Genomic DNA, 13,578 nt, shown 5'->3' with positions numbered 1-13,578 from the left:
CCAAAAAAGACCCCCACCAACCGTGAAACACGGTCGACAGAGAAAAAAATTGGCATTTGACAAGTGCACGCTGTTGAGTTCTCAAAGATCGGACGCACCCAGGTTCAGCCATCACAGCCTCGCCCCAGGGCAACTTCACTACCTTATCCCGCCCGTCCCGTCTGTCAAACCGACACGCCGTGATCCTGAGATCAGTGGGGCTGTCGGCGACCGCGGTCTCCGGGGCAGGACACCCATCCTAGACCCGAAGGCCGCCACACTCAACGTGTGATGAGGAAGGGGATCGTTCTCCGCTTGAGGGGGTCGAGGCTCTCGGCCTCTCCGCTTCCCTGTGGGGCGAACTCGTAATACTTTACGTACGCCGCGCGGTCTCGTCGAATCGGACGTGCATCCCGGGCGTGTCGCGCCCAGCGGGCGCGGAATCACGCGGGTCGTGCGAGTTCACTCACCGTCGGCGCGTGCGCAGCGCCTGCACGACGACGCAGAGGACGAGGGTCGCCAGACCCCACGCCGCGCACGCCGGCGGCAGCACCCGGTAGCCGAGGTGCGCGGGCGTGAACCCGGCGTCGAACGGACCGAAGGCCGCGAGCCCCCAGGTCCATGCCACGACGAGCACGACCGGCAGGGACGCCCACCAGCACCACCGCAGCCACCCCGGGATGATCCGGAGAACCGATGCCGCCGCCCGGCGCCGGGCCAGCCACACGACCATGATGATCCCGAGGATCACGAGGCCGAGGACGCTGGAGCCGTGCTGCAGCCACTTGTACCCCGGCAGCGGACCCCAATCCGCATCGAGCCCGGGGATCGCGGACGACCCCCACCGCCCTTCATGCGTGAAGAGATCCCACACGATGTGACTCGCCACGCCGATCGCGAGCGCCGCGGCGAGCAGCAGCACACCGGCAGCGCTCGGCCGTGCACCGGACCGCGCGGAGAACGTCTCGCGGAACGCCGCGGGGGCACCGGCATCCCACTCCCCCGGCAGCCGCACAGCAAGCCATCGCGGCGACAGCTCCCGCGCGGCGGGACGCAGTACGCACCGCCAGACGAGCAGCAGCGCCAGGGCGACGAGCATCGTCACGGGGAGCCACGCGAACGAGTGGGTGACGCCGTACGACAGCGGCAGCCCGCGGACGAACAGCGGCAGGTCCGGCGTCATGGCTCCGACCGCGATGGCGGCCGGAGCCAGCGGCGTCCGGACGAACGGCAGCGCGACGACGGCGTGGCTCGGGGTGAACGGCATCCGCTCGGTCAGGTGGTGAACACGCCGGCGAGGGTCTTCTTGCCCCGGCGCAGCACCGAGACGCCACCCGGGAGAGTCCCCTCGACCACCGCCGCGTCGTCGTCGACCTTCGTGCCGTCCAGCGACACGCCGCCCTGCGCGATGGCGCGACGCGCCTCGGAGAGACTCGTGACCAGCCCGGTGTCGACGAGGGCCTGCACGACCGGCGTGCCTGCGGCGACCGTCGCGTTCGGCAGCTCTTCCAGCGCCTGACGCAGCGTCGCGGCGTCGAGCGCGGCCAGGTCGCCCTGGCCGAAGAGCGCCTCGGATGCCGCGATCACGGCATCCGAGGCATCCGCCCCGTGCACGAAGGTCGTGACCTCGACCGCCAGACGCTTCTGGGCGGCACGACGGAACGGCTCGTCGGCGACGAGGCGCTCGTACTCCTCGATCTCGGCGCGCGTGAGGAACGTGAAGATCTTCAGGCGCTGGATCACGTCGGCGTCGTCGGTGTTCAGCCAGAACTGGTACATCCGGTACGGGCTGCACATCGCCGGGTCCAGCCAGATCGCGTTGCCCTCGCTCTTGCCGAACTTGGTGCCGTCGCTGTTCGTGATCAGCGGCGTGCCGATCGCGTGGACCGAGACGCCCTCGACGCGGTGGATGAGGTCCGTGCCGCTCGTGAGGTTGCCCCACTGGTCGCTGCCGCCGGTCTGCAGCACGCAGTCGTACTGGCGGTAGAGCTCGAGGTAGTCCATGCCCTGGAGGATCTGGTAGCTGAACTCGGTGTAGCTGATCCCGGCCTCAGAGTTCAGGCGCGCGGCGACCGCATCCTTCTTCAGCATCGTGCCGACGCGGTAGTGCTTGCCGATCTCGCGCAGGAAGTCGATCGCGCTCATCGGCGCGGTCCAGTCGAGGTTGTTGACCATGCGGGCGGCGTTGTCGCCCTCGAAGCTCAGGAAGCGCTCGACCTGCGACCGCAGGTAGCCCACCCACTCGCTCACGGTCTCTTTGGTGTTCAGCGTGCGCTCGGCCGAAGGCCGGGGGTCGCCGATGAGGCCCGTCGAACCGCCGACGAGGCCGAGCGGCTTGTGACCCGCCAGCTGGAGCCGGCGCATCAGCAGAAGCTGGACCAGATTGCCCAGGTGGAGGCTCGGCGCCGTCGGGTCGAAACCGCAGTAATACGTGATCGCGTCCCCGGCGAGAAGGGCGCGCAACGCCTCCTGGTCGGTGGACACATGCACCAGCCCGCGCCAGACGATCTCGTCCCAGACGTTCTCGAACGTCGGGTCGTTGGCGGGAGCCAGCGCGCGCACGGACTGCTCCGGTGCGCTCACGTTGGTTTCAGACACGCTCGCCAGGTTATCAGCGCGGGCGCGTGAGCCCAGCCGGATCCCGTCGCGGTGCGGCCCGTCGCACCGGGCGTGGTCGGAGGTGCGTGCCAGACTTTCGCGCATGGTGCTGTTCCCCGAGGCGATCCTCGTCGCGATCCTGTCGATCTTCCTGTTCCTCGCACTGTGCGGGGCGCTCGTGCTGATCGTCGTGAGTCTGCGGCGGCCGAGCACCGTGCCCCTCGTCATCGCCGGGGTGCTCGTCACCCTGGCGCTCGTCGTCGTCGCGATCTCGCCGGTGAAGATCCCCGAGCTGATGGGACTCATGCTGGCGCTGCTCGGCATCGCGGTCGCCGTCCTCGGCGGCAACCCCGTGACACGGCGGGTGCTGGATGCCGCGACCGGCGGCAGGGTGCGAGAGACCGATGACGGCGGCATCCTGCTCGCCGTCCCGGCAACGGACGACGGCGAGACCGAGGTGCGCACGCTGATGCGCGGCGGAACCGTGATCGGCTATCTCGAGCGCGTGGCCGTCGTCATCTCGATCATCGCCGGCTACCCCGAGGCGGTCGCGGTGGTCGTGGCAGTCAAGGGCATCGGCCGGTTCTCAGAGCTCGCTGCCGCCGAGGCGCGCGAGCGCTTCATCATCGGCACGCTCGCGAGCCTGCTCTGGGCCGGTGTCGTCGGCGGCCTCGTGCGGCTCGCGATCTTCTGAGCCGTCACGTCTCGAGCAGCCGGAACCCCTCGACCACGGAGGCGGCTCCGGATGCCGCCAGCAGCTGTGAGACGGCGGACTGGGTGATGCCCTCCCGCGCCGCCAGCTTGCGCTGCGTGACGCCGAAGCACCGCCCGTAGGTCAGTCGGCGCGCGCGCTCGGACATGGCGCCGACGACCTGATCGCGCACCAGCAGGTAGGCGTCGGCGCGACGCGCGGCGTCGTGTGCAGCATCCCCCGCCTCGTCATGGGCGACGACCCACGTGCGCGCGCTCGGCACCGACCGCTGCTCCAGGGCGTGCACGTGATCGATCGCCGTACGCGCAGCCCACCATGCCGGCCCGTCCGGAATGTCACCGGATGCCGAGGCCACGAGGCCCGTCTCGCCGATGCCGAGCCCGAAACGGCACTCGACGATGTCGGGCAGCGCGAGCTGGACGAGCAGCGTGGTCGCGAGAGCGGCGTCGAGAGTGGCGAAGACGCCCTGCAGCTCGTCGCCGACCGTCGGGCGCAGGGGGCGCTCGGCGACAGGGAGGTCGTGCTCGATGCGCGCGATCGCTTCGTCGAGCGCGCGTTGCGCGGCGTCGCGATCGGGCAGGCGCCGCGATCCGACGATGTCGACCGTCACTGCGACAGGCATGCGATCAGCATATCACTGATAATTCGTGAATATCAGCTCAGAGCTTATCTTCTGAAAAGATCAGTCGTCACAGTCCGAGCTCATGCGCGGCCGACTGCACGCGCTGGATCAGTTCCGCGCGCTGCTCGGCCACCCGGACCGGTGCCGTGCCGCCGGCTCCCGCGCGGCTCGCGACCGAGCCCTCGACGCTCAGCACCTCGCGAACGTCGGGCGTCAGGTGCGGCGAGACCGAGGCCAGCTGCGCGTCCGTGACCTCGTGCAGCTCGATGCCGCCTTCTTCGCACACCCGCACCAGGTGGCCGGAGATCTCGTGCGCGTCACGGAACGGCACGCCGTGCTTGACCAGCCACTCGGCGACATCGGTCGCGAGCGAGAAGCCCTGCGGCGCGAGCTCGGCCATGCGCGCGGTGTGGAACCGCATCGTCGCGACCATCCCCGCGAACGCCGGCAGCAGGGTCTCGAGCGTGCGCACCGAGTCGAAGATCGGCTCCTTGTCTTCTTGCAGATCGCGGTTGTACGCGAGGGGCAGCGCCTTGAGCGTCGCCAGCAGCCCCGTGAGGTTGCCGATGAGCCGGCCGGACTTGCCGCGCGCGAGCTCGGCGATATCGGGGTTCTTCTTCTGCGGCATGATGCTCGACCCGGTCGAATAGCCGTCGTCGAGCGTCACGAAGCCGAACTCCCGCGTGTTCCACACGATGATCTCTTCGGCGAACCGCGACACGTCGATGCCGATCATGGCGGTGATGAACGCGAACTCCGCGACCACGTCGCGCGACGCGGTGCCGTCCAGCGAGTTCTCGGCCGGACGCGCCAGACCGAGCTCGCGGGCCACGAGCTGCGGGTCGAGGCCGAGCGTCGACCCGGCGAGCGCGCCGCCGCCGTACGGCGACACCGAGGCACGCGCGGACCAGTCCCGCAGCCGCTCCAGGTCGCGCACCAGCGGCCAGGCGTGTGCCTGCAGGTGGTGTGCGAGCAGCACGGGCTGCGCGTGCTGCAGGTGCGTGCGGCCGGGCATGACGGCTTCGGCGTTGGCCTCCGCCTGCGACACGAGCGCGTCGACCAGGCGCAGAATCTCGCGCGCGATCGTGCGCGAGTGATCGAGCAGGTACATCCGCACGAGGGTCGCGATCTGGTCGTTGCGGCTGCGCCCCGCGCGCAGCTTGCCCCCGAGCTCGGGCCCGACGACGTCGATCAGCGCCTGCTCGAGCGCGCCGTGGACGTCTTCGTCGGATGCCGCCGGCCGCAGCGTCCCGTCGGTCACGCCTCGGGCGAGCACGTCGAGGCCGTCGTGCATCGCCTGCTCCTCATCGGCGGTGAGGTAGCCGGCCGCGGCGAGGGCCTTGGCGTGCGCGTGGGAGCCGGCGATGTCGTACAGCGCGAGGTCCCAGTCGAAATGGGTCGAGCGGCTGAGCTCTGCCAGCTCGGGTGACGGACCGGAAGCGAATCGGCCGCCCCACAGCGATCCCTCGTTCGTGCCGTGCTGGGCAATGCTGTCGCTCTCGTCGCTCACTCGAACAGCCTACCGAGGCGGGCAGCGCCCCGATCGCGGGTATCAGCGGCGCGGGGCAGCGCCTCCTGGATCTCGGAGGAGGTGCATCGTGACCAGACAGCGCCGCCAGGCGGTCGTCGTCGTCCACGGCATGGGCGAGCAGCGACCGGTCGAGACCCTCAACGCGTTCAGCGAGGTCATCTGCCGTCAGGCGCCGTTCCACTCGCGGCCCGTGAAGTTCCGGGGCGACTTCGAGGGACGGCTGCACATCGTGGAAGCGCGCCGCGATGACGAAGCAGCGGATGAGCACCACGGCTTCGACGTGCAGACGGACATCTACGAGTACCACTGGGCGCACCTCATGCAAGGCAACCGCCTGGACGACCTGTGGCCGACGTTCCGCCGCATCATGCTGCCTGCGACGACCATCCCGCAGCTGGTGCGGGCGGTCGCGCTGCTGCTCGTCGTCGTCGGTGCAGCCGGGCTGCTGCTGTTCCCGCAGGAGTGGATGCCGGACTGGTCGCCCTGGGTGCTCGCCGCTGTGGGGATCGCGGCGATGCTCACCTTCTTCGTGACCCAGTTGCGGCGCGTGCCTCCGGGCCTGTGGGGGCTGTGGCTCGCCATCTGGCTCGCGACGTTCGCGCTCGCCTGGGGGTTCGTGTCCATCCCCGGCTTCTCGACCTGGTTCGGGGTGCCGCCCTGGGCTCAGATCGCCGCGGGCAGCGTCTCGGCGCTCGTGATCGTGACGTACGCGATCAGCCGGCTGCTGCCCGGCTGGCTCGTGAAGTACCTCGTCGACGTCGTGCGCTACCTCGACACCTCGCCGCGGTCCTTCGCCGCGCGACGCGAGATCCGCGCGGGCATCGTCGACCTGCTCCGCTCACTGCAGGACAGCGGCGACTACGACCGCATCGTGGTCACCGGCCACAGCCTCGGCTCGTACATCGCGTACGACGCGATCTCGTACCTATGGGCGACGACCCGCCACGGCCAGTCCTCGCTCACGCCTGAGGACCTGGATGACCTCGAGGCTGCGGCATCCGCTCTCGCCGCCGGCACGACCCGCTCGCCGGAGGAGTATCGGCGGGCCCAACGGAAGCTGTGGCTGGCGATGCGGGCCAAAGGGCACCCCTGGCTCATCTCGGACTTCGTGAGCTTCGGAAGCCCCATGAACTTCGCCGACCAGATCTACACCAAGGACACCGCGGAGTTCGAGGAGCGCAAGCGGCGGCGCGAGCTGCAGTCATGCCCGCCGCGGAGCGAACAGGTCGACCCGCGTGACGAGAAGTGGCCGCTGGAGTACCGGCCCGACGCGAACGGGCACCCCGAGTTCTTCTCGTACCTCACCCACGACAAGCGGCGGCGCGACGACGGCAGCGAGTACGAGTGGCACACCCGCCGGCTTCACGAAGCCGCCGCGTTCGCCCCGGTGCGCTGGACGAACATGTGGTACCCGGCGCGCCTGCACTTCTTCGGGGACTGGTTCGGCGGCGGACTGCGACGCCTCTACGGGCCCGGGATCGCTGACATCGCCCTGACCGGGGACGCGCCGAAGTCCCGCATCCCCGGGTACGCGCACGGCGTGTACGTGACGACGCGCGACTACTCCACCGACGGTGCGTTCGCCACGGAATTCCGCCGGGCGCTGGACCTGGAGTCCGGAGCGTGGCTCCCCCGCCCCCGCGCGCAGAAGCCGGCCGCGCCGAAGCCCAAGCCGACGCGCAACGGTCAGGCCCCCGCGCCCGCCACGGCGGATCAGAACTGACCGGATGCCGCCGGCTGCGGCCGCGTGACGCGCCGGGTGATGAGGTCGACGATCCACTCCATCGGGCCGCGGCCGACCAGCAGCGCCCACAGCGTCGCGAAGGCGATCGTGCCGAGCGCGAGGGGCCACAGCGGGGCGAGTTCGCGGAACCCGCTCAGATCGCCCGTGTCGCCGAGCACGACGGCGGCCACGAGGGCCCACACCAGCAGCTGCAGCGTGTAGGCGGTGAGCGGCATGCTGCCCACCGCCCGGAGCGGCAGCACGACCCAGCGCACCGCCGTGCGACACAGCAGCAGGCACACGCCCAGCACCGCGATCGCGAATCCGCCTGAGCCGATGACTTCGAGCAGCCCGCTGGAGTGCGCCCGGGCCGTCCAGACCGCTCCGCCGAACGTCGACGCCTCCGTCTCGGGATCGGCGCCGGTGGCGGCATCCATCCCGTATCCGACGAGCGCGAGCGCGCCACCGCCCGCCACCAGCCACAGCTGCACGCTCAGCCGGCCGATCCCGGCACGGGCGACCCCGAGCCCCGCGACGACGAACACGATCCACGTCGTGAAGGGGTAGTGCCAGCCGAGAGCGACCGAGAGCTCCGCACCGATCGGCGTCTCCCACAGGGGCAGCGCGTCGAGCAGCGCCTGGACGGCGGGCATCACGACCGCCAGCGCCGCGGCCAGCACCAGCAGCGGGCGGGCGCGAAGCGCGGTCAGCGGCACCGCGCAGAGGAACAGAAGCCCATAGGCAGGGAGGATCACGTACACCGGCACCCCGGTGAGGATCAGCAGCACGCCGAGCACCCAGAGCAGGCCCGCCCTCACCACGAGGCGCCACTGCGCCGTGCGCATCGCCGGGCCGACCAGAGGGGTGCCACCGCCCGTGACGAGACCGATCGAGACGCCCGCGAGCGTCGCGAACAGGATCGACGACCGCCCCTGGACGATCGCCGTCCATGTGGCCGGGTCGGTCCACGCGAACGGCTCGGTGATCGGCAGCAGGTGTGCCGTGAACATGCCGAGCACGGCGAGCCCTCGGGCGAGATCCACACCGCCGATCCGCCCGGGTCCGTTGAGCCGGATCCAGCGGGTCGCGAACCCGGCACGCAATGCCCCGACCGAGCCGCGCACCCGGGTGACTCGCTCTCAGTCCTGACGCAGCAGCCAGACCAGCAGCGCCTTCTGGGCGTGCAGGCGGTTCTCGGCCTCGTCCCAGACGACGGACTGCGGACCGTCGATGACCTCGGCGTCGACCTCGTAGCCGCGGTCGGCGGGCAGGCAGTGGATGAAGATCGCATCCGGCTTCGCGAGCCCCATGGTCTCTTGCGTGACCTTGTAGCCGCCGAGGTCGCGAAGCCGCTCCAGCTTCTCCTCCTCTTTGCCCATCGACACCCACGTGTCGGTGACGATGACGTCGGCGCCCGCCGCCGCCTCGTTCGGGTCGGTGTAGAGGGTGACCGAGCCGCCGGTCTCGGCGGCACGACGGTCGGCATCGGCGATCACGTCGTCGCGGGGGGCGTACGACTCGGGCGAGGCGACGCGCACGTGCATGCCTGCCGTGACACCCGCCAGCACGTAGGAGTGCGCCATGTTCGACTTGCCGTCGCCGAAGAATGCGAGCGTCAGGCCCGCCAGGTCGCCCTTGTGCTCCTTGATCGTGAGCAGGTCGGCCAGCAGCTGGCAGGGGTGGAAGTCGTCGCTCAGCGCGTTGACGACCGGCACGCGCGTGCCGGCGGCCATCTGCTCCAGCCCCGTCTGCGCGTAGGTGCGCCACACGATGGCGGCGACCTGGCGCTCGAGGACGCGGGCCGTGTCGGACGGCGTCTCTTTGCCGCCCAGCTGGCTGTTGGCGGTCGAGATGATGAGCGGCGATCCGCCGAGATCGGCGATCCCGACGGCGAACGACACCCGGGTTCGCGTCGACGACTTGTCGAAGATCACCGCGACCGTCTGCGGGCCTGCCAGCGCCTTGTTGGCCCAGCGATCCTTCTTGAGCTCGACGGCGAGGTCGAGGATCTCGGCCTGTTCGGCCTGCGTGAGGTCGTCGTCGCGGAGCAGATGGCGGGTCATGCGGGGACCTCCGTCGTGGTCGGGAGCACCAGGGCGTCTTCGACGGTGCGCAGCGCCGCCGTGAACAGGGTGACGAACTCGTCGATCTCGACGTCGCCGATGGTGAGCGCGGGCACGAGGCGGATCGTCTCGTCGTTCGGGGCGTTGATGACCAGGCCGTGCTCCTGCGCGGCGGCGACGAGCGCCTTGGCGACGGGATGCCGCAGCCCCACGCCGACGAGAAGGCCCATGCCGCGGCATCCTTCGATGAGCGGCGAGCCGATCCCCTCGATCGCGGCGCGCAGCTGGGCACCGCGATCGGCCGCGTTCTGGACGAGCCCGGCGCGCTCGATCTCGCCGAGGACGGCGTTCGCGACGGCGGTGCCGAGCGCGTTGCCGCCGAAGGTCGAGCCGTGCGTGCCCGGGTAGAACAGGTCGCTCGCGGCGCCGAAGGTGATCATGGCGCCGATCGGGAAGCCGCCGCCGATGCCCTTGGCGACCGTGATCGCGTCCGGGGTGATGCCCGCGTGCTGGAAGGCGAACCACTCTCCCGTGCGGCCGGCGCCGGTCTGGATCTCGTCGATGATGAGCAGCGCACCGTGGCGCTCGGTGATCTCGCGCGCCGCGGCGAGGTAGCCCTCGGGAAGCGGCAGCACGCCCGCCTCGCCCTTGACGGGCTCGACGAACAGCGCGGCGACACGGTCGTCGATCGCGGCCTCGAGCGCCTCGACCGTCGAGTCGATGAACTCGACGCCCGGCGTCATCGGGAGGAACGGCTCCTGCATGTAGGGCTTGCCGGTGAGGGCGAGCGTGCCCATCGTGCGGCCGTGAAACGCGTCCTTGAGCGCGAGGATGCGCGGCCGGTCAGCTCCGCTCTCCCGGCTCTTGACACCGTGGAGCCGGGCGAGCTTGAACGCGGCCTCGTTCGCCTCGGCGCCGGAGTTGCCGAAGTACACGCGGCCTGCGTCGCCCGTGCCGGCGAGGCGCTTGAGCGTCGATGCGAGTGCGAGCTGCGGCGGCGTCGCGAAGTAGTTCGACACCTGCGTGAGGGTCGCCGCCTGCGTCGCCACCGCGTCGACGAAGACGGGGTGGGCGTGGCCGAGCGAGTCGACCGCGATTCCGGCGAGGAAGTCCAGGTAGCGCTTGCCGTCGGCGTCCCACAGGTATGCGCCCTCGCCGCGGACGAACATCTGCATGCGAGCGCCGAAGCTCTTCACGAGGTCGCGCGCCTCGTCGTCCTGCCACGTCATCCGAGCACCACCTCTGTTCCGATTCCCTTACTGGTGAAGATCTCCACGAGCACCGAGTGCGGTACCCGCCCGTCGATGATCGCGGCGGTCTCGACGCCGCCCTCGACGGCTTCGAGGCACGCCGACATCTTCGGGATCATGCCCGACTCGAGCTTCGGCAGCATCGCCCTCAGCTCGGTCGAGTTCAGATGCGACACGAGCGAGTCGCGGTTGGGCCAGTCGGCGTACAGCCCCGCGACGTCGGTGAGGACGACGAGCTTCGCTGCACCCAGGGCGACGGCGAGGGCGGATGCCGCGGCATCCGCGTTCACGTTGAGCGAGTGCCCAGGGTGATCGAGGTCGGGGGCGATGCTGGAGACCACCGGGATGCGCCCCGCCTCGATCTGGTCGAGCACCGGCTGCGGGTCGACCTCGACCACGTCGCCCACGCGGCCCAGGTCGTGCTCGACGCCTTCGATGACGACGCCGCGACGGCGACCGCCGAACAGTCCGGCATCCTCGCCGCTCAGCCCGGTCGCGACCGGTCCGTGCGCGTTGATCTTCGACACCAGCTGCGGGTTGATCTGGCCGGTCAGCACCATGCGGACAACCGAGATCGCCTCGGTGGAGGTGACGCGGTAGCCGCCCTTGAACTCGCTCGGGATCGCGAGGCGGTCGAGCATCGACGAGATCTGCGGGCCGCCGCCGTGCACGACGACGGGCTTCACGCCGACGTAGCGCAGGTAGGCGATGTCGGCCGCGAAGGCGTCCTGCAGCTCTTCGGAGACCATGGCGTTGCCGCCGTACTTGACGACCACGATCTGGTCGCGGAAGCGCTTGAGCCACGGCAGCGACTCGATGAGGGTCACGGCCCGGGCGCTGGCCTCGCCGGGATCGGTGTCTTGCAGATCGCTCATGAGGAGTACGCGCTGTTCTCGTGGACGTATTCGTGGGTCAGGTCGTTGGTGAGGATCGTCGCCGATGCCGCGCCGACCTTGAGGTCGATCACGAGATCGGTGGCCCGCGGCGTGAGATCGACATCCTCACGGGGCGCGTCGGGGCCGCCCTGCGAGCAGACCCGCACGCCGTTCATCCACACGTCGACGTCGTACGGGTCGAACGCGGCCTGCGTCGTGCCGATCGCCGCGAGCACCCGGCCCCAGTTGGGGTCGTTGCCGAAGATCGCCGCCTTGAAGAGGTTGTTGCGGGCGACCGATCGCCCCACCTCGACCGCGTCCTCTTCGGAGGCCGCGTTGATGACCTGGATCGTGATGTCGTGGCTCGCGCCCTCGGCGTCGCCCTGCAGCTGCTTCGCGAGGTCCTGGCTCACCTCGGCGAGCGCGGCCGCGAACGCATCGGGATCGGGCGTGACGCCGCTCGCGCCGCTGACCATCAGGGTCACCTGATCGTTCGTCGACATGCAGCCGTCGGAGTCGAGACGGTCGAACGTGCGTTCCGTCGCGTGCCGCAGCGCCGCGTCGGCCTGCTCGGCCGTGAGCACGGCGTCGGTCGTGATGACCACGAGCATCGTGGCGAGCCCGGGCGCCAGCATCCCGGCTCCCTTGGCCATGCCGCCGATCGTCCAGCCGTCGCCGGCGAAGACAGAGCGCTTCGGGCGCGAGTCCGTCGTCATGATGGCGAGGGATGCCGCCTCCCCGCCGTCGGCCGACAGCTCGGCGATGCCCTGCTCGGTGCCGGCGAGCACCTTGCTGCGGAAGACCTCGTCGCCGGTGCCGATGAGGCCGGTGGAGCACACCAGCACGTCGCCGGCGCTCACGCCGAGCAGCTCGCCCGCCTTCTCGGCGGTCTGGTGGGTGGTCTGGAAGCCGAACGAGCCGGTGAAGCAGTTGGCCCCGCCGGAGTTCAGCACGATCGCCTCGACGACGCCGTCCTGGATCACCTGCTGCGACCACATGATCGGGTTCGCCTTCGCCCTGTTGCTCGTGAACACGGCGGCGCCGACCTTGAGCGGGCCGCGGTTGACGACGACGGCGACATCGGGCTTGCCGGTCGACTTGAGTCCGACGGCGACGCCCGCCGCTTCGAACCCCTGTGCTGCGGTGACGCTCACGGCGCGACTCCGTTCACTGTGAGCGCGGTGCCCTCGGGCAGGCCCAGCGCGATGTTCATGGACTGCACGGCCGCACCGGCCGTGCCCTTGACGAGGTTGTCGACGGCGGCCACGACGACGACACGGTTCGCCGCACGGTCGATGGCGAGCCCCAGCAGCGCCGTGTTCGCGCCGAGCACGTCGGCGGTGCGGGGGAACTGCCCGGCCGGCAGCAGCTGCACGAAGGTCTCGTCGCCGTACGCGGCCTCCCAGGCGGCGCGGATCTCTGCGTCGCTCACGCCGGGGGCGATGGGCGCGGTCGACGTGGCGAGGATCCCCCGCGCCATCGGGACCAGCACCGGGGTGAACGAGATGCGGATACCCTCGTCCGGCGCGGTCTCGCCGGCCGCGGCCGTGCCGCCCGCGCGAGCGGCGGCGAGCGCCTGGCGGATCTCGGGGATGTGCCGGTGCGTGCCGCCGACCGCGTACGGGTTGGCGGTGCCGAGGATCTCGCTCGCGAGGAGGTTCGTCTTGAGGCTCTTGCCGGCGCCCGACGGTCCCACGGCGAGCACCGTGACGATGTCGGACGGATCGATGACGCCGGCCGCGACGCCCGGCGCGAGGCTGAGGCTCACCGTCGACGCGTTGCAGCCGGGCGCCGCGATGCGGGAGGCGCCGACCAGGCGCTCGCGCTGCTTCGCCCCGGCGACCGGAAGCTCGGGGACGCCGTACACCCACGGCTCGTGGAAGTCTCCGCCGTAGAACGCGTCCCAGTCGGCGACGGACTCGAGGCGGTGGTCGGCGCCCGCGTCGATGACGAGCGGCGTGTCGCTGAGCACGTCTGTGTACTGCCCCGACTGCCCGTGCGGCAGCGCCAGGAAGACGATGTCGTGGCCGGCGAGGACCTCGGGCGTCGTGTCCTGAAGGGTCAGGTGCGCGAGCGAGCGCAGGTGCGGCTGGTGCTGGATGAGCGGCTGTCCCGCGTTCGAATGCGCGGTCACGGTGCGGATCTCGACGTCGGGATGCGCGGCGAGGATCCGCAGGATCTCGCCGCCCGCATAGCCGGATGCGCCGCTGACGGCGACCGAATAT

The 13,578-nt window shown here is 70.5% G+C and carries 12 protein-coding genes; 2 read left to right on the top strand and 10 right to left on the bottom strand.

Annotated features, from left to right (window positions below; genetic code table 11):
* Positions 1-445: 445 nt before the first annotated feature.
* Together ACTHNQ_RS00340 and tyrS are read right to left on the bottom strand one after the other, a co-directional pair.
* A complete protein-coding gene (locus ACTHNQ_RS00340; protein WP_440330460.1) occupies positions 446-1,246 on the bottom strand; it encodes a DUF4184 family protein in 801 nt (266 codons plus the stop codon).
* A gap of 8 nt (positions 1,247-1,254) precedes the next feature.
* A complete protein-coding gene (tyrS, locus tag ACTHNQ_RS00335) occupies positions 1,255-2,577 on the bottom strand; it encodes a tyrosine--tRNA ligase (RefSeq protein WP_440330459.1) in 1,323 nt (440 codons plus the stop codon).
* A gap of 103 nt (positions 2,578-2,680) precedes the next feature.
* Between tyrS and ACTHNQ_RS00330 the strand changes: the two genes are divergently transcribed.
* Positions 2,681-3,271 carry a hypothetical protein gene (locus tag ACTHNQ_RS00330; RefSeq protein WP_440330458.1) on the top strand — a complete coding sequence of 197 codons (591 nt, stop codon included), beginning with the start codon at positions 2,681-2,683 and terminating at the stop codon, positions 3,269-3,271.
* Between the two features lie 4 nt (positions 3,272-3,275).
* On the opposite strand, the gene ACTHNQ_RS00325 is transcribed toward ACTHNQ_RS00330, so the two are convergent.
* Both ACTHNQ_RS00325 and argH read right to left on the bottom strand, forming a co-directional pair.
* Positions 3,276-3,911, bottom strand: a complete 636-nt coding sequence (locus ACTHNQ_RS00325) for a SatD family protein (protein ID WP_440330457.1) — start codon at positions 3,909-3,911, stop codon at positions 3,276-3,278.
* 67 nt (positions 3,912-3,978) lie between these two features.
* Positions 3,979-5,421 (bottom strand): argininosuccinate lyase, encoded by a 1,443-nt coding sequence (gene argH, locus ACTHNQ_RS00320; RefSeq protein WP_440330456.1) that lies wholly within the window; start codon positions 5,419-5,421, stop codon positions 3,979-3,981.
* A gap of 88 nt (positions 5,422-5,509) precedes the next feature.
* Here argH and ACTHNQ_RS00315 point away from each other — a divergent pair, with 88 nt between their 5' ends.
* A complete protein-coding gene (locus ACTHNQ_RS00315) occupies positions 5,510-7,165 on the top strand; it encodes a hypothetical protein (RefSeq protein ID WP_440330455.1) in 1,656 nt (551 codons plus the stop codon).
* Here the strand turns inward: ACTHNQ_RS00315 and ACTHNQ_RS00310 are convergent.
* The 6 genes from ACTHNQ_RS00310 to argC all read right to left on the bottom strand — a co-directional run.
* Positions 7,156-8,208: a DUF418 domain-containing protein gene (locus tag ACTHNQ_RS00310; protein ID WP_440330454.1), complete on the bottom strand. Its 1,053-nt coding sequence runs from the start codon at positions 8,206-8,208 to the stop codon at positions 7,156-7,158. The genes ACTHNQ_RS00315 and ACTHNQ_RS00310 overlap by 10 nt on opposite strands.
* Before the next feature lie 96 nt (positions 8,209-8,304).
* Positions 8,305-9,228 carry an ornithine carbamoyltransferase gene (gene argF / locus ACTHNQ_RS00305; RefSeq protein WP_440330453.1) on the bottom strand — a complete coding sequence of 308 codons (924 nt, stop codon included), beginning with the start codon at positions 9,226-9,228 and terminating at the stop codon, positions 8,305-8,307.
* A complete protein-coding gene (locus tag ACTHNQ_RS00300) occupies positions 9,225-10,457 on the bottom strand; it encodes an acetylornithine transaminase (RefSeq protein WP_440330452.1) in 1,233 nt (410 codons plus the stop codon). The genes argF and ACTHNQ_RS00300 overlap by 4 nt, the downstream gene beginning before the upstream one ends.
* Complete coding sequence (gene argB / locus ACTHNQ_RS00295; RefSeq protein ID WP_440330451.1) at positions 10,454-11,353, bottom strand: acetylglutamate kinase; 900 nt, start codon at positions 11,351-11,353, stop codon at positions 10,454-10,456. The genes ACTHNQ_RS00300 and argB overlap by 4 nt, the downstream gene beginning before the upstream one ends.
* Positions 11,350-12,507: a bifunctional glutamate N-acetyltransferase/amino-acid acetyltransferase ArgJ gene (argJ, locus tag ACTHNQ_RS00290; RefSeq protein WP_440330450.1), complete on the bottom strand. Its 1,158-nt coding sequence runs from the start codon at positions 12,505-12,507 to the stop codon at positions 11,350-11,352. Before argJ ends, argB begins: the two co-directional genes overlap by 4 nt.
* Positions 12,504-13,578 (bottom strand): N-acetyl-gamma-glutamyl-phosphate reductase (gene argC, locus ACTHNQ_RS00285; protein ID WP_440330449.1); only part of this gene is annotated, 1,075 nt, incomplete at its 5' end. The genes argC and argJ, both read right to left, overlap by 4 nt.

The organism is Microbacterium sp., from assembly GCF_051953575.1.
Classification (GTDB): Bacteria; Actinomycetota; Actinomycetes; order Actinomycetales; family Microbacteriaceae; genus Microbacterium.
This window is presented reverse-complemented; position numbering and strand designations above follow the sequence as displayed.